This is a genomic window from Borrelia maritima (assembly GCF_008931845.1).
In the GTDB taxonomy this organism is placed as follows: Bacteria; Spirochaetota; Spirochaetia; order Borreliales; family Borreliaceae; genus Borreliella; species Borreliella maritima.
In genome coordinates this window covers 255,109-277,683 of record NZ_CP044535.1, presented here as the reverse complement: position 1 = coordinate 277,683, position 22,575 = coordinate 255,109, and the positions used below count along the sequence as shown (strand labels likewise).

The 22,575-nt window shown below is 27.6% G+C and carries 15 protein-coding genes; 8 read left to right on the top strand and 7 right to left on the bottom strand.

Features of this window, described 5'->3' with window-relative positions:
• The first annotated feature begins 9 nt into the window (after positions 1-9).
• Positions 10-531: a hypothetical protein gene (locus tag DB723_RS01305; protein WP_151551582.1), complete on the top strand. Its 522-nt coding sequence runs from the start codon at positions 10-12 to the stop codon at positions 529-531.
• Positions 509-1,978 carry an Hsp70 family protein gene (locus DB723_RS01300; RefSeq protein ID WP_151551580.1) on the top strand — a complete coding sequence of 490 codons (1,470 nt, stop codon included), beginning with the start codon at positions 509-511 and terminating at the stop codon, positions 1,976-1,978. The genes DB723_RS01305 and DB723_RS01300 overlap by 23 nt, the downstream gene beginning before the upstream one ends.
• Positions 1,979-1,999: 21 nt before the next feature.
• Here DB723_RS01300 and lepB read toward each other — a convergent pair whose 3' ends face one another.
• Positions 2,000-2,509, bottom strand: a complete 510-nt coding sequence (gene lepB, locus DB723_RS01295; protein ID WP_151551578.1) for a signal peptidase I — start codon at positions 2,507-2,509, stop codon at positions 2,000-2,002.
• 61 nt (positions 2,510-2,570) lie between these two features.
• On the opposite strand from lepB, the gene DB723_RS01290 reads away from it, so the two are divergent.
• Positions 2,571-3,800 (top strand): peptidoglycan DD-metalloendopeptidase family protein, encoded by a 1,230-nt coding sequence (locus tag DB723_RS01290; protein ID WP_151551576.1) that lies wholly within the window; start codon positions 2,571-2,573, stop codon positions 3,798-3,800.
• A 2-nt stretch (positions 3,801-3,802) separates the two neighbouring features.
• Here DB723_RS01290 and DB723_RS01285 read toward each other — a convergent pair whose 3' ends face one another.
• Positions 3,803-5,185, bottom strand: coding sequence for a tetratricopeptide repeat protein (locus DB723_RS01285; RefSeq protein WP_151551574.1), 1,383 nt, complete (start codon positions 5,183-5,185; stop codon positions 3,803-3,805).
• Between the two features lie 202 nt (positions 5,186-5,387).
• Between DB723_RS01285 and DB723_RS01280 the strand changes: the two genes are divergently transcribed.
• From DB723_RS01280 to DB723_RS01265, 4 genes are read left to right on the top strand one after another with little or no spacing between them, the layout of a single operon-like run.
• Complete coding sequence (locus tag DB723_RS01280; RefSeq protein ID WP_151551572.1) at positions 5,388-6,398, top strand: hypothetical protein; 1,011 nt, start codon at positions 5,388-5,390, stop codon at positions 6,396-6,398.
• Positions 6,391-8,544, top strand: coding sequence for a flagellar assembly lytic transglycosylase (locus DB723_RS01275; RefSeq protein ID WP_151552916.1), 2,154 nt, complete (start codon positions 6,391-6,393; stop codon positions 8,542-8,544). The genes DB723_RS01280 and DB723_RS01275 overlap by 8 nt, the downstream gene beginning before the upstream one ends.
• Before the next feature lie 14 nt (positions 8,545-8,558).
• Positions 8,559-9,353: an undecaprenyl-diphosphate phosphatase gene (locus DB723_RS01270; RefSeq protein ID WP_151551570.1), complete on the top strand. Its 795-nt coding sequence runs from the start codon at positions 8,559-8,561 to the stop codon at positions 9,351-9,353.
• Between the two features lie 3 nt (positions 9,354-9,356).
• Complete coding sequence (locus DB723_RS01265; protein ID WP_151551568.1) at positions 9,357-11,705, top strand: DNA translocase FtsK; 2,349 nt, start codon at positions 9,357-9,359, stop codon at positions 11,703-11,705.
• Positions 11,706-11,739: 34 nt separating this feature from the next.
• Here DB723_RS01265 and rpsU read toward each other — a convergent pair whose 3' ends face one another.
• The 3 genes from rpsU to recJ are packed head-to-tail and all read right to left on the bottom strand — an operon-like array spanning position 11,740 to position 15,027.
• Positions 11,740-11,949, bottom strand: coding sequence for a 30S ribosomal protein S21 (gene rpsU / locus DB723_RS01260; protein WP_002656880.1), 210 nt, complete (start codon positions 11,947-11,949; stop codon positions 11,740-11,742).
• Between the two features lie 14 nt (positions 11,950-11,963).
• Entirely contained in the window at positions 11,964-12,908 is a 945-nt protein-coding gene (locus DB723_RS01255; protein ID WP_151551566.1) for a M23 family metallopeptidase, read from the bottom strand.
• Positions 12,901-15,027 carry a single-stranded-DNA-specific exonuclease RecJ gene (recJ, locus tag DB723_RS01250; RefSeq protein ID WP_151551564.1) on the bottom strand — a complete coding sequence of 709 codons (2,127 nt, stop codon included), beginning with the start codon at positions 15,025-15,027 and terminating at the stop codon, positions 12,901-12,903. Before recJ ends, DB723_RS01255 begins: the two co-directional genes overlap by 8 nt.
• A 276-nt stretch (positions 15,028-15,303) precedes the next feature.
• Between recJ and lon the strand changes: the two genes are divergently transcribed.
• Positions 15,304-17,724 (top strand): endopeptidase La, encoded by a 2,421-nt coding sequence (lon, locus tag DB723_RS01245; RefSeq protein ID WP_151551562.1) that lies wholly within the window; start codon positions 15,304-15,306, stop codon positions 17,722-17,724.
• Here lon and DB723_RS01240 read toward each other — a convergent pair.
• Both DB723_RS01240 and leuS read right to left on the bottom strand, forming a co-directional pair.
• Positions 17,721-20,018 (bottom strand): efflux RND transporter permease subunit, encoded by a 2,298-nt coding sequence (locus tag DB723_RS01240; RefSeq protein ID WP_151551560.1) that lies wholly within the window; start codon positions 20,016-20,018, stop codon positions 17,721-17,723. The two genes, lon and DB723_RS01240, sit on opposite strands and share 4 nt — an antisense overlap.
• Positions 20,019-20,032: 14 nt before the next feature.
• A complete protein-coding gene (leuS, locus tag DB723_RS01235) occupies positions 20,033-22,555 on the bottom strand; it encodes a leucine--tRNA ligase (protein WP_151551558.1) in 2,523 nt (840 codons plus the stop codon).
• Positions 22,556-22,575 lie beyond the last annotated feature (20 nt).

Sequence of the window (22,575 nt, the reverse complement as noted above, 5' to 3'; positions counted from 1 at the left end):
GGTTTTGGTATGTTTATTGTTTTTTATCTTATTTTAATTATATTTATTTTTGTATATTTTCATGTGTATGTTAATTTGAAAATAAAATCTAATAGTATACTTAAAAAATTTAAAAGTGAGGTAGATAAAACAATTATTGAAATTAATCAAGCTACTGATAGAAATATAAATATTATTGAAATAAAAATTGAAAGTTTAAATAGAATCATTAAAGAGGTTGATGAGAGAATTGAAATTCTTGATCAGAGATTATTGGGGTTTAACAATAGTTCTATTCCCGGGAATAGTTCTTCTAATTTTGGATCAAAGAGTGATGGAATTTATAAAAACAATTTAGATTATTCTATGCCTACTATTGAAAAAAATATAATAAAAGAGAGTTACAATGTTCGCAATCAGATTATTTTACTACATGAACAAGGTATGTCTTTTGAAGCTATTGCTAAAAAGTTTAAGTTAGATTTGGGCGAGGTTGAGTTAATTGTTTCAATACATAGGGGAGGTATTCATGAAAAAATGGATAGGTATTGATCTTGGAACCACAAATACTGTAGCATCGTATTTTGATGTTAGTTATAAGATAATATTAAATGAGAGGGGTGAGCGAATGATCCCTTCTATTGTTTCTTTCTCAGATAAGGATGTTCTTGTTGGAAGTGCTGCTAAAAATCAAATATTAGTTAATCCTCAAAAAACATTTTATAATTTTAAGACCAATATGGGTTCTAATAATTTTTATAAAGTAGATGGTGAATTTTATAGAGCAGAACATATTTCGGCACATTTGCTTTCTAGTGTCAAAAAGAACGCCGAAAAATTTTTAGATGAAGAGATTGAAAATGCTGTTATAACAGTGCCTGCATATTTTTCCGAGACTCAAAGAAGAGGTGTTGTTGAGGCTTTAAATATTGCTGGTTTGAATTGCAAGGCTATACTTAATGAACCAACTGCGGCTGCTATTGCTTATGCTTTTGAAAAGCAGATTGATGGAATTTTTCTTATTTATGATCTTGGGGGCGGAACTTTTGATGTAACTCTTATGGAAAAACAAAGCGATACTTATACTGTTCTTTCGGTTAAAGGACAAAGCCAACTTGGAGGCAATGATTTTAACAAAGTCATTGAAAAGCATGTTTTAGATAGTTTTAAAAATGAATATCCCGATTTTAATTTAGAAGATGTTTTTATTCTTGAACAGTTAAGAGATCGAATTGAAGAGGCTAAAAAAAATTTATCTGTTATGAAAGAGGTTGATATTACTTTGCTTTTCCTTGATGGCAAGCATTTAAATTATAAACTTAAAAGGGATGAATTTAATTTGATGATAAGCGAATATGTTGACAAAACCATTCAATTATCCATGGAATGTATTGCTGATTCTGGAGTTGATATTAATAGTATTTCAAAAATTATACTCTCCGGTGGTTCAACAAGGATACCCTTGATTGAAAAAGTTTTGAAAGAATCTTTTCCTTCTGTATCAATTTTAGATACTTTGAATCAAGATGAAGTTGTAGCAATTGGCGCAGGTATTCACGCTTTTAGTCTTTCTAGAAATGACTCTGTTATTAAGTTTAAAGATGTGACTCCTTATTCTCTTGGGCTTGAGATAAGAGATAATGAATTTTTTACTTTAATAGAGAGAAATACCACTTTACCAATTTCTAGAAGCAAACTATTTACGACTGTTCATGATTATCAAGATGAAATTGAGATTCATATACTTCAAGGTGAATATAAAAAAGCTTCTTTGAATTATTCTATAGGTAGGTTTTCTTTTGGCAATATTCAAAAAGCTTTAAAAGGAATTCCCAAAATAGAGGTGCTTTTTACTTTAAATGAAAGTGGTATTTTGAGTGTTAATGCTAAAGATTTAGAGACAAATTCTTCTAACTTTATTGAAATAAAAATTACAAGCTCATCTGATAATGTAGCAAAAGAAAGTCTTTCAAATACTTTTACAAGTATTATTGATTAAAGACTTAAAGAAAAAATTTTTTTAGAAATGATAAATTATTTTTCCCAATATGTTGTCAATGTTTATGAATCCGTAGTCTCTTGAGTCTAATGAGGTTTGTTTATTTTCCCCTATTACTAAATAGTGTTTTTCAGGAATTTTTTTAATATTATTTTTTTTTAAAATATTTTCATCTATTATAAAGTTTAAGTCATGTATGCATATTTTATTTTTTTCTATTTGTTTAAATTCTTCTCCTGGAATTGCAAAAATTTTTTTTATTGCGATTTTTTTTGTTATAGGATCTTTAATAAGTACCATTTCATTTTTCCGAGGGGCTTTCCACAATAAGAGGTATTTTTGGTGAGTTTTCAGTCTAAGTCCATACGCAAATTTGTGACTTACAATCCAATTTTTGTCAAATATTATTGGGGTCATTGATGTGCCTTTTACCATGTAAAATGATAAAAACAACTTTATTAAAATTATTAAAAACAAGGAAGCTGTCAAAATTGACAATAGTTCATATTTGTGAGATTTAAATATTCTCATAACTTTTAAAAGATGCTTTCATTAAAATATAATTTTCTATTGTATAATGAAATAGCATAATATGATTATATCAAAAAATAAGCAAAGGGTAGAAAAACGTAAAAAAAAAACTTTATTCAATGACAAAAAGAGCGTTAATTTTGAATTAAAAGATTTTGCCAATATTAGAAATGTTGGCAAAAGAAGAAAAAAAGTTTTTAAACTTAAAAACTTTTTTAAAAGAGTTTCTTTATTTTTCTATAATCTTAAAATACAAAGTATTAATCATTATGAATATAAATATTATTATAAAAGTTTAATAGAGAAGGTTGTTGATATTTTTAGCATGCTTAATTATAGGCTTGTTTTTAAGCTTAATGCAATAATCTTTGTTTTTATATTAATATTTTATATTAATATTTTTTCTTACTACGGTTCGTATGTTTTTTTAAATAGGCTCACTTTGCCCAAAGATTATTTTATTGATACATTTTTATATTATAGCGATCAAGATATAGCGCAAATTAGTAGCTATTTGCTTGAATCTGATGTTTCTGCAAATGTTACTGGATTTAAAAAAAATTTTGTATTAAAGGTATTTGATCATAAAATCAAGCCTGGGGAAACGCTTTCTCATGTTGCAGCTAGATATCAGATAACCAGTGAAACTTTAATTTCTTTTAATGAAATTAAAGATGTAAGAAGTATTAAGCCAAATTCAATCATTAAAGTTCCCAATATGAAAGGAATTGTTTATGTTGTTAAAAAAAATGATTCTATTTCATCTATAGCTAGTGTCTATAATGTTCCCAAGGTGGATATTTTAGATTCGAATAATCTTGATAATGAAGTTTTATTTTTAGGACAAAAATTATTTATTCCTGGGGGAAGATTGCCCAAAGATTTTTTGAAGGAGGTATTGGGAGAAACTTTTATGTATCCTGTGCAAGGCATTATTACTTCAGGATATGGTTATCGACCAGATCCATTTACGGGAGTTATTAGCTTTCATAATGGAATAGATATTGCAAATTTAGCTAATACTCCAATTAAAGCCTCAAGAGAAGGTATTGTTGTAACTGTGGGATTTAATGCGGGAGGGTATGGGAAATATATTGTTATTTCTCATAGTAATGGATTTCAAACTTTATATGCGCATTTAAATTCCTTTGCTGTTAAAGTCGGTAAAAAAGTTTCAAGAGGAGCAGTAATAGGTTATATGGGTAGCACTGGCTATAGCACAGGTAATCACTTGCATTTTACAATTTTTAAGAATGGCAAAACTGAAAATCCTATGAAATATTTAAGATAGTTTCACATGTATTTGGATATGTTAATTTTTTTAAGTATTTGGGTTAATTTTTTACCTTCTACTAGATCAATAAGCCTTCCCTCAATCATTTGCTTAGCCTTTAAAGAGAATTTTGACGGAGCAATACAGAGTCCTTTTATTTTATTTTCTTTTATTTTTGAAATGAAGTCTTTTAGGAATAATTCACCGAAAGTATCTTGTTCAGTTCTTACAAAGCGTACTATTAAATTTTCTTCCCACTGATTGTTAGCTAGGTGAAAGTTCATATCAATAAACTGTGATGTTACTTCGTTTATTTTAGAATCTCTTATTTGGAATTTATTTAAATATAGTTTTAAAATAATTTCATTTGCTATTTTTTCAAAATTTTCTTTTGAACTGCGCAAATATATTCTTAGTGCTATGTTTTCGTTTAACCTTTTACTAAATTCTAATTTTTCTTTAATATTTTTGTAATTTGGATCAATATTTTCAACTTTGATAAAAGCTTCTGTAGCTTTTTGATAATTTTCAACAGAAATTTGGAGTTCTCCAAGATTGTAAAATAGTTCAAGGAAAATTTTTTTAGGCAAGTCAGGTTTTACTTTTATTATTTCTTTAATATTTTGTTCTAATTTTTCCAATTCTTTATTTTTTGAATAAATATCGGATGTGATTAATAAAGCTTCATAAATCATTCCATCTTTTTGTTTTATTTTGTTTGCAATCTCCAGTGCTAGATGATCTTGGTTCATTTTTGACAAAGATTTGGCATACGCTAAAAGAGCGTCAATGTCGCCTTGTATGTATTTTTTTATATTATTAAATATTCCAGCAGCTTTTCTATAGCTTTCCAAATGAAATAAAGTTATTCCTATGTGCTTTAAAATGTCCCTATTATTTTTATTAAACTTGTAGACTTTTGTAAGATAGTATAGAGCCTCTTTATACATTTCATTTTTTAAAAATGCTATGCCAAGATAATAATTTGCATCCTCATCTGTTTTTTTTATTAGGTAAGCTTTTTTTAAAAATTCTAAGGCTTCTCTGTTAAAATTTCTTTTAAGATTATAAAATCCATAGCTTAAAAAAGCTTTAAATGTGTTTATTTCTTGGCTTATTGGGTTGTCTTCTATTAATTGGCACAATTTTTTTGCATATTTTATACCATTCTCATAGTCTTTATTTTTATAGTAGTAATTATTTAGAATTTCAAGAGCACCTATTTCGTTTGGATTTGTTTTTAATAGAGAAATTGCTCTTTCAATTAATTTTCGAGTTCTCTCGTCATCTTTTTTTATTTTTCCTCTATTTTTACCTATTGTAAGTTTTAGTGCTATTTTAAAAAATAAAAATACTAAAATAAACACTATCAGTGAAGAGATTACTATAAATAGCGATAACACTCGTATTGCTCCTAAGTTCAAAATATCTCATTAATTTGCATAATCATAGCTACTTTTAATGAAAGTTATTTACTTAAAATAAAAGTAATTTGTAAGTTGAACATCACATTATTTATATTATATTATAGTTATAATAATAATGATAACTATAATTAGTACATAAGTTTGGTTTTAATAAAATAAAGCAAAGAGGTTGTAATTTTTGAAAGGGTTTTTAGCGATAAAATTATCTAATAATGAGTATTATTCGGTTTTAAACTTGGATGATAGCTCTGTTAAGAGAGTAATATTGGGAAAAATTGCAGGTGATACCAGTATTAAGTTAAATTTATATGTTAGTGAGCATGAAGATTTTTCAAATCCTTTTTTAGTAGGTTCTTTTTTCTTAGATAATTTGAAAAAGGAAAGCTTAAGTGTCAATGTTTATTTTAAAGTTATAGATGAAATACTTTATGTTTATAGTGAATCTGATGGTATTCAAGATAAATCGAAGTTTGATTTAGGTCTTGTAGATTTTAATCAAAATTTTAAAAGATCTGATGAGAATGGCCTTTCAAATGATTTTAAAAGTGATATTGAAAATGATTTGCCTGTTGAGGATATGGGCTCTGAATTTGATTTAAATTTTGAAGAAAAAGATGATTTTATTAAAAAAGATTTTTCTGATTTAAGTGTACCTGTTGTTAATCCTTTAGATATAAAAACTCAAGAAGATCAAAAAATTGAGTCAAGTGATTCATCTTTTGAGGGTCTTGATGATAATGAGGTTAGTTATGTTGATTCTAAAGAGTTTAATCAAGAGAATAAAAAAGTTGAGTATATTGATGAGGATTCTTTAAATATTAATAATTTTGAGCTTCAAAAATCAGAAGAATCTTCTTTAGAAGAGGAAGATTTACATGATTTAAGCGTTGAAGACATTATTGCAGATATTGACAAAGATTTAATAGATACTTCAGATGAAGATGTTGAATTAGATCTTAGGGAAGACTTTGAGAATGATGTGATGAAAAACAATTTTAAATTAAATTCAAGTGAAGGATTAGTTCATTCTCCCATGCTATATTTGAGCCTTATTTCTCTTTTTCTTTTGATATTTTTTTCTTTGTTTTTGGTTTTCTCAAAAATTCTAAAGCCTAGAGATTTTGTTTCATATTACTTTGAATGTGATAAAAAGAGAATTGAGAGATATGGAAAAGATCAATATGTTTGATAGAATTTCTTTCGTATTGAAAAATCTTCTTTTACTTTTTTTATATTCAAGTTTATTTTCTTGCTTTGTGAAAAAAGAAATTTCAAGCAATGATTTTATTAAGTTACATTCAAAAGAGTTCGATTTAAATAATTTAAATTGGCTGTGGAATTTTGATTATTCAAAAAAAAATTTTGATAAGCATTTTAATATAGACCCAGGTTCTTATATATATGTTGCTTATTTGTTTAAAAAAATAGGATTTGAAGAAAAATTCATAGAGTATATGAAAAAAGCCATAGCTCATGGGGATAGTATTCCAGCTCAGTTTGCTGGAGTGAAGCTTATTGAATATTTTAACTCAATAAAAGAGTATTTTGAGTCTGAATTGATTGGGGAGAGGCTTTATAAAAAATACGAAAACAATAAATTTATTATATTAGGGTACTTCAAAAGTCTTTATTGGCAAAAGAAAAACGATAAAGCACTTAGTCTTTTAAATAAGCTTGATAAAATGAAATTTTCTGATTATCAGGAAAATGAAAATATCTTATTAAAAGCAGCTCTTTATCTTAATCTTTCTAATGTAAGCGAGTCAAAAATTTATTTTAACGAACTTTTTGAAAATTTGCCTGCAAATTATTTACATGTAAGAGCTTATGATTACTTTATTATTGAGAATAAGTCTAAGTACTTTAGTGCTAATTTTTTAAATCTTGTTAGGTTTAAATATGAAGTGGCAAATGGCAATTTCAATAGTGCAATAAATATATTAAATAAAAATGGTTTAAATGACTATTATGACAATAACATTGTATTAAGCGATGTTTATAAGGCTTTTATTGGTTCTGGAAAGATTTCGAATGCTCTAACATTTTTTAGTAAAATAAAAAGTAAGTATAAAAATTATTATTTAGGCATTTTAAATCTTAGGGGAAAAAATAATTTAGGCCTTGTTATTTTAAAAGAATATCTTGAAGGTTTAAATCTTAATAATGAGATTAACAGGCTTGTCTTACTTAATACGGCTTTTAGTAATTTGATTTTTACTAAAAGTGCACGAGATTATTTCGCTGAAAGTGTGGCCAAGTTTTATACTGAGAGCGATAAAAAAAATTCTAATTTTATTAAGATTTTAGAAGAGTATATTTTAGAATCAATTCAGCTTGAAGACTATGACAACCTTTACAAGCTTTATTCTAATGCTAAAAAAGTTATTTCTGATTCGATTTTGTCTAAACTTGCCTTTATTAATGCAAGGCTTATATATCATAAATTAATTAAACCTAGTGTAAGTGGAGAGTACAAAAGTCTTTTGCATTCTGCTATTAATTATGATAGATGGTCTTATTCTTCATTTATGAGTAGGTACTTATTAGATCAAAATATTAATGAATTTTTTACAAGCGGGATTGATGTTAAATATGATCAATCTGATTATGAGATTTTTTTGGAAGGATTTTTAAAATTCAACCTTTGTAATTATGTTAGAAGGTTTATTTCTGAAGATTTTAAGAACGGATATAAATTTTCACTCGATTTTTATCGAAGAGTATACGATGAGCTTTTAAGGAGCGAAAATTATTACGATGCAACTCTTGTGATTAATTATCTTGTAAATCAAGATGAATCTGCTTTAATGGAGAATGACTATAAAAGGCTTTATCCTTATTTGTATGGATCTTTGGTCGAATACTGGGCTAAAAGGCGTGGGCTTGAAACTAGTGTTATATTTTCTTTAATCAAAGCGGAGAGCAGCTTTGAGAAAAATGCCGTCTCAAGGCCTGGTGCTGTTGGCCTTATGCAAGTTATGCCATCAACAGCGAATGATATTTCTAAAGAACTTAAATATTTTGATTATGATTTAAAGACACCAAAAGATAATATAATAATTGGGACATATTATTTGAAAAAAAGAATATCTACAACTGGTAGTCTTTATAAGGCTCTTGCTTCTTACAATGGAGGCATTGGCAATCTTAGAAAGTGGGAAAAAAGTTATGGACATTTATCCAAAGAGCTTTTTATTGAGGCAATTCCTTTTAGTCAGACTAGAAATTATATTAAAAAGATATTAGTTTATTCGGTATTTTATGATGCTTTGTATGAAAAAAAAGGAATAGATTCGGTAATAGTTAAAATTATGGGCGAATTCCCCAAAAATTAGTATTGGAGCATTTAATGGGAAATATTTTAAGTGCAATTATTTTGGGGATTGTTCAAGGTATTACAGAGTTTTTACCAGTATCTAGTTCCGGGCATTTATTGCTTTTTAAGCGTTTTATGCATTTAAGGCTTTCAATAATATTTGATATTTATTTACACCTTGCAACAGTTTTAGTGGTTATTATTTACTATCGTAAAAGGATTTTAGAGCTTTTTTTAACTTGTATTAGATTCTCTTTAAGAAAAACTGTTAAATCTGATTTAGCAAATTTAAAATTAATTTTGCTAATATTAATAATAACTATTGTTACTGGAATTGTTGGAGTTTTTATTTTGAAATACGAGAAAATGTTTACGTTGTCTTTTGTTTTAATTAATTTTATTATAACGGGGATTTTAATCTTGATGCTAGAATTTAATTTTTTAAAAATTAAATTTAAAGGTAATATTTTGTTAGTAGGAATTTTTATGGGGCTAATGCAAGGTTTAGGTGCATTTCCAGGAATTTCTCGTTCTGGAATTACAATTTTTTCTGCTAGGATTCTTGGATTTAATAGAAAAAGTGCATTTGAAATTTCATTTTTATCTTTAATACCAGTAGTTTTTGGAGCGATTTTATTAAAACATAAAGAATTTTATGATATTTTTATGGTTTTAAATTATTTTGAAATAAACTTAGGAGCATTGGTTGCTTTTGTTGTTGGTATTTTTTCAATAAATTTCTTTTTTAAAATGCTTAATAACAAAAAACTATATTATTTTTCAATATATTTATTTGTACTTTCAATTGCAGTTTGTTATTTTTTTTAGAATATGAAAGATTTTTATCAATATTTTCAATTTTTGTTTTTTTTTATGCTCTCGGTTATTTCTTTTTCTCTTTTTGTAGCATTAACACCTTTGAGTAATATATTTATATTTTTTGTTTTCAATTTAATAGGGCAAATACTTTTTAATGTTTTTTCATTCTTGTCATTTTATTTAATAGTTTATCCACTTGTTAATTGGTACGCTTATAAAAAACATATCTTTACTAAACGATTTGCATTTAATTGGAATTACACTGTTATATTATTTTTTACTTTAATATTTTTAATAAAAATTAATTCTAGTGTTGAAAAATCTTATTTTATTGAGATATTTCTTATTAATTTTGGTAAAACATTGGGAAATTTTTTTATTTTTGTTCTTTTAATTTTAGAATTTGTAGTTTGGATTTACTTGAATTATGTCCTTTTCAAGGATATTAATTTTATTTTAGATGCTTTTAAATTTTTAGAGTTTAAGATTAAAATTTTGTTTGAAAACATATTAAGTTATTTTCCTTTTTCAAATTCATTGGATGTAAAAAAAGACATTAAAGTTTATGGAGATTCTGTAGAGGATGTAAAAGATTCTCAAGTTCTTGATGATAAAGAGCATATTATTAATGACGAAGAATATCAAGCTTTATGGTCATTTAGTGCTTTTTTAAGAAGCAATAAAAAACCTTCCAATGTTAATTTAGACAAAACTGTTTTTGAAGGCTCAAATCCCGGAGAAGCAAGCTCTTCAAATGATGAGATTTTAAATGATAATGCTTCAAACTCAGATGAAATTGATAAGTCTTGTGAGTATAAATACTTGGACAATTTTGAAGATAATAAGTTAATCATTACTGGAAAAGTTAAGGCTTGTGAGATAAGGGCTAAAGGTATAATTAGTCAAGCTACTATTCCTAATGTTTGTAACGAAAATGCTTTGAGTAAAAAAAGTGATTCTTATATTATTGATATTTCAGTTTTTGACCAGAAAGAAGTTAAAAATGATGTGGAAGATATTGAATATGAAAGAGAAATTCAAAAGCAGTCAATGATTCTCCAGGAGACATTAAAAGAGTTTAATATTAATGCCAAATTAATTGATATTATCAGAGGTCCTGTTGTGACAATGTATGCTATTCGTCCAGATAAGGGAATTAAGCTTTCTAAGATTACTTCTATTTCTGACAATATTGCTTTAAGACTTGCAGCTATTAGGGTTAGGATTATTGCTCCAATTCCTGGCAGAGAAGCTGTGGGAATTGAAATTCCTAATAAAAGACGTGAGTTTATTTTAATTTCAGAGATAATAGATAGCAAGGAATTCAGAGGAGATTTTAGAATTCCTTTTGCTCTTGGAAAGGAGATTAGTGGTGAAAATATTGTTTTTGATCTTGTTAATTCTCCACATCTATTAATAGCTGGTGCAACTGGGGCAGGTAAATCGGTTTGTGTGAATTCTTTAATTGCTTCAATTATTTTTTCAAAATCTCCAGATGAAGTTAAATTGATTATGATAGATCCTAAAATAGTTGAGCTTAAGCTTTTCAATGATATTCCCCATTTATTAACCCCAGTTATTACAGATGTAAAGAGAGCCTTAGAAGCTCTTAGATGGTGTCTTGATGAAATGGAGAGAAGGTATGTGCTTCTTGATAATTTATTAGTAAGAGACATTTCTTCTTATAATAAAAAAATAAAAGATGAGAATTTGAATTTAATGGTCTTGCCATATCTTGTAATAATTATTGATGAATTTGCAGATCTTATTCTTGCTACAAGAAAAGATTTGGAAAATTTAATTTCTCGACTTGCTGCAATGGCTAGGGCTGTAGGGATTCATTTGGTTCTTGCAACTCAAAGACCTTCAGTTGACGTTATTACTGGAGTAATAAAAGCCAATTTTCCTTCAAGAATTTCTTTTATGGTAGCTAGTTCTATGGATTCAAGAATTATTCTTGGATCTTCTGGTGCTGAAAAACTTTTAGGAAAAGGAGATATGCTTTATATTAGTTCTTTAAATCCCTTTCCCCAAAGAATTCAGGGAGGATTTTTAAAAGAAAGAGAAGTTTATAGTCTTGTTGAAGAAGTTAAAAAATTTGGTCCCCCAAATTATATTGATGATGAAATATTTATTGATAGCGAAAAAGAGTCAGATTTGATTGCCCTTGGGCCTTCTGATGAACCGATGTTTGACGAAGCTCTTGAGATTGTTAAATCTACAAGAAAAGCATCAGCATCTTATCTGCAAAGAAGGTTAAAGATAGGTTACAATAGAGCAGCTCGAATTATTGAAATTATGGAAGATATGGGGTATGTAGGGCCTGTTAATGGATCAAAACCAAGAGAGGTATTGATTTAAATGAAGAGACATCCATTTGAACATCTCTTGCTATTTACCTATTAGTTTTTTGCTTTAATTTTCTTACTTTTTTTGCTTGTTTTCTTTTAAAAGCTTTCTCTTTTTTTACACGGATTGTGGATGGTTTTTCATAGTATTCTCTTCTTTTCCATTCGCGAATAATTGCTTCTTTTTCAATCATTCTTTTAAAACGTTTTAATGCTTTTTCAAGATTTTCATTTTTGTCCACAGTGACTGTTACCAAAAAATCACCTCCTTTTACTCTATTCTTTTAATATTATTTATTATTTTATTTTTGTCAATAAGCATTCCATTTAAAAGGAAATCCGGATTTATTGCTATGCCATTAATTCTTACTTCGAAGTGTAAATGAGGGCCTGTTGAAAGCCCTGTGTTTCCAGTATGTCCAATATATTCCCCGGCACTAACTATTTTATTTTCACTTGTGCCCAATTTTGAGAGATGAAGGTAAATTGTAAATACACCTGGCAAATGTTGTATTATAAGAGTATTACCCGTTAGCTCTCTATTTTTTGCAAATACAACTTTTCCTTTACCGGCAGCAAAAATTGGAGTATTTTCTCTTTTAAATGGGGCATAATCAATTCCATTGTGCATTGTATAATTTGAAATTTTTTTATTACCTTGCATATAAAGCCTTAAATCTCCGTATTGGCTTGTTACAATGTACTGATCTTTTATTGGTTTAACTAAAGTATCATAGTGATATATTGCTGTGTCTCCAACATTGCCAATAATGTTCCATAAAACCAAAGCTTGTTCTTTTTGTTTTATTGATTTTTTTTGGGTAATAAGCTTGGCTTTTTCTCTATTAAAACTAATTGTTGTTTTTTTGAAATTAAATTTTTTTATTTCTATTTCTTTAATGTAGCTTTTACTTTTGAATTCTATTTGAATTTTCCTTTTACCCTCTTTTATCATTGGTGTAATTCCCAGAAATGCTATGTAGTAAATTTTGCTTCCTACTGTAAATTTGAATGGAAAAGAACTTATGATTGGATTTTTATTTATACTTAAAAGTGATAAACTTTTAAAGTTTTCATTACTTGCAAAGTATATGTAATCTCCTTGAAATGCCTCTTTTTTATATTGAATTTTGGGAATAGTGTTTATTATTTCTGAATTTATATTTTCTATTCCTAGAATACAAAATATAAGTAGAATTTTTTGTATTCTATTCATTAACTTGAGTACTCTTTTTTATATCTATGATTTTCAAAATTTTTTCTCTAGGGCTGTAAAAATCTTCATTAACTGTAAAAATTATGTCTAAATATTGATCTTCTTTTATATTTAATTCTTCTATTTTTTGTGTTCCGTTAAAAAAAATAGCTTTATAGTAATCGTTTTGTGATTTGATTCGCATACTTATATGTTTTGAACTATGATTTTTGTCAATTACTTTGAGTTCTTGAAGGTAGGCATTTTCTATCATTAATACTGGCTCTCTAAATTCATATCCATAAGGCTCAAATATTTCTATTGTTTTAAAAAGAGAATCTTTTGTTAAATTCTTTGGAATAATAGCATCTATTAATATGGATTCGTTTTCATCAGTAGTTTCATATTTAACTTTTGTAGTTGCATATTCTAATTCCTTAATAAAGTCTTCAAGTAGACTTTCATGCAGTGTAAATCCAGCAGCAGCTTTATGTCCCCCTGCATTTATTATTAAATGGGAAGGCACTCTCGATATTAGTGTTTTTGAATTGATTTTATTGTTTGATCTAATTGATCCTTTAATAATATTGTCTTGCTTTGTTAAAAAAATAGCAACTTTTTGGTAGTAGGCAGAAAGTCTAGTTGCGATTCTTGAACTTATTCCTTTTGGAGTATTTTTATCATAGCAAACTATGAATTTATCGTTTTTAAAAATAGTGTTTTTATTGTGTGAATTCCAAGCTTTTTCTTCTTTATATTTTCTCAGTTCATTGATTTCTTTTATTTCTTTAAATTTATTTTCTATTTGATTAATGTCGTTAGTTAGTAAAAAATTTATTGCAATATCTGCTTTTTCAAGTCTTCCTGTTGAATTTAGTATTGGTGCAATTTTATATGCTATATCCATTGAAGTTATATTTGGTTTTGTTAATATGTTTGCATCTTTTAATAGATAATTAATAGGCATTCTTTCTCTTAATGCAATTTCTTTAAGCCCTAATTTTAGGATTATTCTATTTTCATTGATAATGGGCATATTGTCTGCTATTGTTCCTATTGCAACAAAGTTAAGTCTTTTTAGGCATTTTTGTAGCAAATTTTTATTAACTTCAAAAATTATGTTGTAAAATATGTAGTAAAGTTTGTCTTTAATGCCAATTTCTTTATATCTAAAATATTTAGTTGCTTGTATTAAGTCTTTTAATGTTTTTTTTCTGAAGTTTGGATATTTTTTTATAAAATTTTCACTAATATCAATTGTGTTTATATTTATGCTTTTCCCGAAGCATTTATTTAATAATTCATTTTGATCTTCTTTGTTAAAGACTACTATATATTTGTTTTCTACAAATTTTTCTAAATTGTTTAAGTTAATTAAAGGGTCATTTTTATTATTTAATCTTAGATATTGTTTTAAAATATAATTTTTTATTTCTATTGCGTGAATAATAATTTCATTTTTTGTTTTTTCTAAAAACAAAAATACAAGGTTTTTAGAATAAAGATCTGTAAAGGACATGCTAAGAGCAAGACAAGTTTTAAAACTTACACAACATCCTGCTATTTCTTTGAACGGATATTTATCATCTTTTAGATGAGGATTTATAATTATGTTTTCAGTTTTAAAATTTTCGCCTGGAAGATGGTGGTCTGTGATTATTATTTCTATTCCTTTTGAATTTGCATAATTTATTTCTTCAATACTAGAGATACCATTATCAACGGTTATTATTAAAGATATTTTTTCTTCCAAAGCTGTGTTAATTAATTCGTTTGAAAGTCCATAAAATTCCCCATTTGAAGGTATTTTATAGCTCACATTTAGCCCAAAATCTTTAAGAGTTTCGTACATTATTATTGTTGCTGTGATACCATCAGCATCTTTATCTCCGAAGATTAATATGTTTTCATTCTCTTTAATTGCTTTATTTATTCTTTTTATAAATTTATCTATATTTTTTAATAAAAATGGATTGTGTATTAAATTTATGCTGTCTTCAAGGAAAAACATAAAATCTTCTTCTTTGATTTCTCGATTTATAAGTAAAGTTGCTTCAAAAGAATTGATATTATATTGCTTAGAAATTCGATCTAATTCTTGGGTTTGTATCTTAGTTTCTTTTTGTTTCCAAATTTTCATTTACTTCTCTAAAAATTCATTTTTAATCGATTTTTCAAGGATTTTTCTTTATTAACTTCACCATAAATTAATTAATTTTAATTAGTAGTCATTTTGTTTATTGTTAAATGGTATAGCTTTATTGAATTGTAATTTTCACTATAATCCAAATTCATAATAATAATTTTAACTGTGCAAATTCTCATTTTATTATTTTATAATAAAAAAAATTATTATTAAATAAATTTCCATAAAATATTTGTTTTGTTATAATTAGCTTAGGAGATTTTAAATTTTATGGATGAACTTAAAAAAGCTAGGTTAGGAGATAAAAAGAAAGAAAAAGCCGTAGCTGGTATTTTGCCGCATTCTAATAAACCTGCAAGAGTTCCTTTAATAGCGGTTCCTTCTCATCCAGTTTTTCCAGGGATGTTTATTCCAATTGTTATAATCTCTGATTCTGATATGAAAGCGATTGATTATGCTATGAAAGGTAATGGAATCATTGCTTTGTTTGTTTTGAATGATAAATTTTTAGGAAAAAACAATAATAATACTCAACAGAAATTAATTATTGATTATAGTAAAGATATTTATTCTGTTGGAGTTACTGGAAAGATAATAAAAAAGATTAATCTTCCAGATGGTGGTTACAATATATTCGTTTCAACTTTTGATAGGATTAAGTTTGTTAAAGTTGTTCTTAATGACAAGTTTCCCATAATTGAGATTGAATATTTAAAGCAAATTCCAGTTAGAAAAGATGATATTCAGTCAAGGGCAGTTTACAGTAGTATTTTGCTTAGAACTAAAGAAATATTTTCACATAGAAAGATGCCAGAAGTTCAATTAAATATGGTTAACATTGAAGATAAGGGTAAATTATGTGATATTGTAGCTAGTACTATTTCATCTTCAAAAAATGATCATCAAATAGTTCTTGAAACTTTAAATGTAAAAGATAGGCTTAAAAAAGTTTTAGAATTAATTTATGAAGAGCTTAATTTAATTGAAATTCAAAATAAAATTGCCAAGGGCATTCAAGAGAGATTAGAGAAACAGCAAAAAGAGTTTTTTTTAAAAGAACAGCTTAAGGCTATTAAAGCTGAGCTTGGTATAGGTGATAAGAAAAGTAGTGATTTGGAAAAGCTTAAAACTAAGTTAAGGGCTTTAGGGTTGAAGGGAGAGCCTTTAGAGGTAGTTGAAAAAGAGTTGGAAAAATTTTCACTTCTTGAGACAAGCTCAGCTGAATATATTGTTATTAGAAATTATCTTGAACTTATTACTGAGCTTCCTTGGCGAGATTTGAAAATTAATTTTGATAAATTAGATTTGCAAAAATCTAAAAAGATTTTAGATAGAACTCATTATGGAATGACGGAAGTTAAGGATAGAATTATTGAATATATTTCTGTTCTTAAATTAAGAAAAACTCAAAAAGGGGCTATTATTCTTTTGGTTGGGCCCCCTGGTGTGGGCAAAACTTCTATTGGATCTGCTATTGCAAAGGTTTTGCGAACCAAGTTTTTTAGATTTTCTGTTGGTGGAATGCGCGATGAATCAGAGATTAAGGGGCACAGAAGAACTTATGTTGGTGCTTTGCCTGGTAAAATTATTCAAGGCTTAAGAATTACTAAGACAAATTCTCCTGTTTTTCTAATCGATGAAGTGGATAAAATTTCTGCTTCAAGCTATGGGGATCCTTTTTCGGTTCTTCTTGAAGTTTTAGACCCCGAACAGAATATTAAATTTAGAGACCATTATCTTGACCTTCCTTTTGATATTTCTAATATATTTTTTGTTTTAACTGCTAATTCTGTAGAGACAATACCAAGACCGTTGTTAAATAGAATGGAGGTTATTGAGGTTTCTGGATATGTTGATAACGAAAAAATAGAGATTGCAAGAAAATATTTAATTCCCAAAGTTTTAAGTGAAAATGGAGTTGATAAAGATTCTTTAAAATTTCAAAGTTCAGCTCTTGTTCAAATTGCTCAAGAGTATGCAAGAGATAATGGAGTTAGAAATTTTGAAAAATATTTAAATAAAATTGTACGGAAGGTTGCAAGAAAGCTTATTGACAATACTGAGATTAAATCTTACCAAATTTCGAATGACAATCTAGAAGAATATGTTGGTGTGCCTGTTTTTAGAAAGGAAGGCATGCCGAATGCTATGTATGCGGGAATGGTAATGGGGCTTGCTTGGACAAATTATGGAGGCTCAACTTTAATGATTGAGACTGTAAAGACAGAGTCCAAAGTAGGTGGAATTAAATTGACCGGTAGGCTTGGGGATGTTATGAAGGAATCTGCTAATATTGCTTATACTTATGTTAATAGTATAAAAGGAGATTTAAGTATTAGTAAATCTTTTTTTGAAAAAAATATTATTCATTTACATATTCCCGAAGGAGCTACCCCAAAAGATGGTCCTTCTGCAGGAATTACAATAGCCAGTGCTTTTATATCTCTTGCTCTTAATAAGGTTGTTAGACCCCATTTGGCTATGACAGGAGAGCTTTCTCTTACTGGGAATGTAATGATGATAGGCGGGCTTAGAGAAAAAATAATTGCAGCAAAGCGTAGTGGTGTGGAGCATGTTATTGTTCCTAAGGCAAATAGAGTTGACTTAGAAGAAATTCCCATTAACATTAAAAGTGGTATTAATTTTTATCTTGTAGATAATATGCGCGAGGTCATCAAATTATTGTTTTAATTTTTTTTAAAATTGTTGTTTGAGGCTAGTTTGACTCTAGGTTTAAATAAATTAATTAATAATGGAAGAAGTGTTAGCGATGCAAGAGATGTTGTTAGCATTGTAAAGGCAATTATTGCTCCAAGAGTTGATATTATTTTATATGAGGAAAATATTAGGGTTAAAAATCCTATTCCAACAGAAATAGAATTTGCAAATATCCCATTAAATACGCTAGGTATTGATTGAAGAAGTGCAGTTTTGTAGATTTGGCTTTTTTGGTATTTTAAAATAAATGTATTGAAAAAATGAATTGAATAATCTACTCCGACTCCCATACTTACAGATGCAATTGTTGCTGTTGCGGGGTTTAAAGTTATTCCAAATAATCTCATTACAGCAAAGTTTAAAAACACTGACCACGCCACTGGGATTGCAATAATTATTCCGGTTTTTATAGATTTAAAGAAAAACATAAGTAGTAGTGTTATTGATCCAAGAGTTGTTATTATGTTCATAATCTGTTCTCTTACCATTGTTTTAGCTATTAAAACCTTGTCATATACTCCTGAAAAATGATATTTATTATTTCCCATATGTTCATTAATTGTTTTAATAGCATATTTTTCAAATTTTTTTATTCCTTCGGTTGAATTGTCTTCAATCCTTACTATAATAGATATTAATGACCAATCATCATTAATATACATTTTTTTATTCTCTTGAGTCCAATCGCTTTTATCTATTAAATTTATTAGTTTGTTTAATATAATTTTGTTTTCAGGTAGCTTATACTCTAACGGGGATTCTTTTTTAATTTTAAAATTTGTAAATTTTAAAATTCCGTTAATGGAGCTGGATTGAGTTTTTGAAGAAAATGCATCAATCTTATCTGTAATTAAATCTAAGATTTGCATTGATTTAGCATTTTTAAATTCACCGGGATTTCCTTCAATTTCTATTTTAAAAATCGATATTCCTCCCATTTCTTTTTGCATTAGGTTTAATGTTTTTTTTACACTTGTGCTTTCTTTAAAGTAATCTTTTTCATCAAAATTGATTTCGATTTTTAAAAGTCCCACAATAGAAATTCCCAGTATGATGACGACTATTATAGAGGATATATATTTTCTTTTTAATATAGACTCTGTTATTTGTGTATTTAGCTTGACAAGTCTTTCAAGGAAAAATATTTTATTTGGTTTATTTTCTTTTTGTTTTTCAAGAGACTTTTTTTTTGTAAATGGAATTAATGTTATTATTCCAGGCAAAACGGTTAATGAGATTATCATTGAGATAATCACCCCAATTGACATGAAAATACCCATTGTTTTGTAAGCATTAATTGAAGATGTTGTAAGAGATAAGAATCCAAATGCAGTTGTAAGAGATGTTAGCAGAATGGGTTTTTTAAGTTTTTTCATTGTCGTTTTTATTGATTCTTTTGAGAGTTGTTCTTTTTTTATTAATTTAAATATTCCATTTATTATGTGTACGGCATTAGCACACCCGATGGAAATAAGTAAAACAATCATTGAAGTTTCAGGTACTGTAATGGGGGATTGTACAAGTCCTTTAATACCAAAAGTCCAAATTAATGATAATAATGCAATAAAAATAGGAATTAATGCGCCAATGAGATTTTTGATAATAAGGTAAAGTGAAATTATTACTACAAAGGTAGCAAGAGGGCCTAAGATTTTGAAGTCTTCAACCATATAGTTTAAGATTTTTTCTCTTACTACTAAATCCCCTGTAAGATACAACTTTAGATCGTTTGTTTCATATTTTTTGATTGTTTTTTCCATCTCATCAAGTTCAGTTTTTAAATTTCTACTAAAGTTGATTTGGTCACTCTCTGATGGAATTATTATGAAGTATATTAAATTTTCTGAGCTGCCTAGAAATGTGTTTTTTACAAATGGAGTTGACTTTATTTTATTTTTTATTTCTTCTATATCTTGATCTGTGTATATTTCTTTTTTAAATTGTGGAAAATAAGAAAATATGCTTGTAACGGCATTGGGAGATACTTTTAAAATTTCGGTTATTTCATTGATTACTTTGTTTATTATTTCAAAATTTTTTTTATTGAAAATATTTTTTTTGTCTTGAAATATTACTATTGTAGATAAAAGAGAATTACTTTTGTCAATGTCTATTAAGCTTTCAGTTTCTTTAGTCTTGGGTATAAGTTTTAAGATGTTTGCATCGAATTTAAGATTTTTTAAAAAAAATCCTAAAAAAATGGTAATTAATATAAATATTGTGAATATAATTCCTTTATATCTAATGCTTAGACTTTCAAAGTCCATACCATGCCTCTTTTTTACTTTATCACTATGTTGACAAGCTTGTTTTTAATTACAATTATTTTCATTATTTTTTTATTTAATAAGTTTGATTTTATTTTGTTATTTTCCATTGCTATTTTTTTTAGTTCTTCTTCACCTATCTCTTTGTTTAGTAAAATTTTGTCTTTTATTTTTCCATTTATTTGTAAGACAATTTCTTTTTTTTCCTTAATAATAAGGCTTTCATCGAATTTTGGCCATTTTGAATTTTTAAATAAACTGGGAGTTTCTCCAATGTATTCCCAAAGCTCTTCTGCTAAATGGGGTGCATAAGGGGATAAAATAATAATAAATGGTTTAAATATATTTAAATAAATTTTCTCGTACTTTAGAATCTCATTTATAAATATCATCATGGCAGAGATTGCTGTGTTAAAATTTAGTTTTTCTGTGTCTTCTGTGACTTTTTTTATTACTGTATGTAGTTGAGATATTATTTCTTTTGGAGGGGTGTCTTTTGATAGCTCTTTTTTTCTTAAGTTCCAAATTTTGTTTAAAAATCGAAAAACACCAATAATGCCTTTAGTGTTCCAAGGTTTAGAATCTGTTAGTGGTCCCATGAACATCTCATAAATTCTCATTGAGTCTGCTCCGAATTCCTTAATAATGTCGTCTGGGTTTATTACGTTCTTTAAGGATTTTGACATTTTGGCAATTACTTGGGTTACTTCTTTATTATCCTTTTTGTCAAAAAATTTATTGTCTTTTTCTACAACTTGATCATTAGGTATTAAAATTCCATTTTCTTTTTGATAAGAAAATGATGTTATTATGCCTTGATTTATTAGCTTTTTAAAAGGTTCTTTGGTATTTACATACCCTAGATCATAAAGAACCTTGTGCCAAAATCTTGAATAAAGCAGGTGCAATACTGTATGTTCAGAGCCACCTATGTATAGATCAACTGGCATCCAATATTCAATTTTTTTTTTACTTGCAAACTCTTTGGTGTTTTTGGGGTCGAGATATCTCAAGTAATACCAGCAAGAGCCTGCCCATTGAGGCATTGTGTTTGTTTCTCTTGTAAAGTCTGTATCTTTTACATTTACCCAATCTTTAATCCTTGACAAAGGAGATTCTCCTGTTTTGGAAGGTTTATAGTTTGCAATTTCTGGAAGTTTTAGGGGAAGATCATTTTCTTCTAAGGGCATTTCATTCCCAAGCTTGTCAAATAAAATGGGAATAGGTTCCCCCCAGTATCTTTGTCTTGAAAAAATCCAATCTCTAAGCTTGTAGGTAACTTTTTCTTTTCCCTTGTTGTTTCTAGTAAGCCATTCTATTACTTTATTCTTTACTTCAGAATTTTTAAGATTATTAAATTCATTAGGAGAATTTATTGAAATTCCATCATTAATGTATGCTTTTTTTAGTATTTCATTTTTTCCTGATTTTGATATCACAGGTAAAATTTTTAATTTATACTTTTTAGCAAATTGGAAGTCTCTTTCATCATGTGCTGGAACGCCCATTACAGCTCCAGTGCCGTAAGTTCCTAGTACGTAGCCTCCAACCCAAATTGGAATTTTTTCATTTGTTATTGGATGAAATGCATAAGATCCTGTAAAAACTCCCGATTTGTCTTTTTCAAGAGAAGTTCTCTTAAGATCACTTTTGAGTTCTTCTTGCTTTACATATTTTAATACATTTCCTTTAAAGTTATTTTTTGTTATTTTTTCTATTAGTTTGTTTTCTGGTGCGATCACTAAATACGTAATACCAAAGATTGTATCTGGTCTTGTTGTAAAGACTTTAATTTTGTCATTATATCCTTCAATTTCAAAGTCAATTTCAATCCCTACTGATTTGCCAATCCAATTTCGTTGCATTTCTTTTACAGATTCAGGCCATTCTAATTCTTCAAGGTCTTTTAACAATCTTTCAGCATACTTTGTAATTTTTAAAACCCACTGTCTTAAGTATTTTTTTTCAACGTTGTGAAATCCTCTCTCAGATTTTGGACCATCCGGAGTTTGAATAATCTCTTCATTTGCCAATACTGTTCCAAGCTCAGGACAGTACCATACAGGCATTTCTTTTACATAAGCTAGACCCTTTTTATATAGTTGCAAGAAAATCCACTGTGTCCATTTATAGTAATTCTCTTCATGAGTTCTAATTTCTCGATCCCAATCATAGGCAAATCCCAAAGCTTTTATTTGGTTTTTAAACTTATTAATATTTTCTTCTGTAGTTTTTTGAGGATGAGTTCCTGTTTGTATTGCATAATTTTCAGCCGGAAGTCCAAAGCTATCAAATCCCATTGGGTGAAGTACATGAAATCCATTCAAAATTTTGTATCTCCCAAATATGTCAGTAGCTGTGTATCCTTCTGGATGGCCAACATGAAGTCCATTAGCAGAAGGATAGGGGAACATGTCAAGTATGTATAATCTTTTTTCTTTTGGAATGTTTGGATCTTCTTCTACTTTGTATGTTTTGTTATTTTCCCAAAATTCTTGCCATTTTTTTTCAATTTTTATGAATTCGTATTTAGACATTTATCCTCTTAAAAATTAAT

What these genes read in the sequence shown, in the direction of transcription:
- DB723_RS01305 (WP_151551582.1), top strand. Translation starts at nt 10, where the DNA reads ATGTTTATTGTTTTTTATCTTATTTTAATTATATTTATTTTTGTATAT.
- DB723_RS01300 (WP_151551580.1), top strand. Translation starts at nt 509, where the DNA reads ATGAAAAAATGGATAGGTATTGATCTTGGAACCACAAATACTGTAGCA.
- lepB (WP_151551578.1), bottom strand. Translation starts at nt 2,509, where the DNA reads ATGAGAATATTTAAATCTCACAAATATGAACTATTGTCAATTTTGACA.
- DB723_RS01290 (WP_151551576.1), top strand. Translation starts at nt 2,571, where the DNA reads ATGATTATATCAAAAAATAAGCAAAGGGTAGAAAAACGTAAAAAAAAA.
- DB723_RS01275 (WP_151552916.1), top strand. Translation starts at nt 6,391, where the DNA reads ATGTTTGATAGAATTTCTTTCGTATTGAAAAATCTTCTTTTACTTTTT.
- DB723_RS01270 (WP_151551570.1), top strand. Translation starts at nt 8,559, where the DNA reads ATGGGAAATATTTTAAGTGCAATTATTTTGGGGATTGTTCAAGGTATT.
- DB723_RS01265 (WP_151551568.1), top strand. Translation starts at nt 9,357, where the DNA reads ATGAAAGATTTTTATCAATATTTTCAATTTTTGTTTTTTTTTATGCTC.
- DB723_RS01255 (WP_151551566.1), bottom strand. Translation starts at nt 12,908, where the DNA reads ATGAATAGAATACAAAAAATTCTACTTATATTTTGTATTCTAGGAATA.
- recJ (WP_151551564.1), bottom strand. Translation starts at nt 15,027, where the DNA reads ATGAAAATTTGGAAACAAAAAGAAACTAAGATACAAACCCAAGAATTA.
- lon (WP_151551562.1), top strand. Translation starts at nt 15,304, where the DNA reads ATGGATGAACTTAAAAAAGCTAGGTTAGGAGATAAAAAGAAAGAAAAA.
- DB723_RS01240 (WP_151551560.1), bottom strand. Translation starts at nt 20,018, where the DNA reads ATGGACTTTGAAAGTCTAAGCATTAGATATAAAGGAATTATATTCACA.
- leuS (WP_151551558.1), bottom strand. Translation starts at nt 22,555, where the DNA reads ATGTCTAAATACGAATTCATAAAAATTGAAAAAAAATGGCAAGAATTT.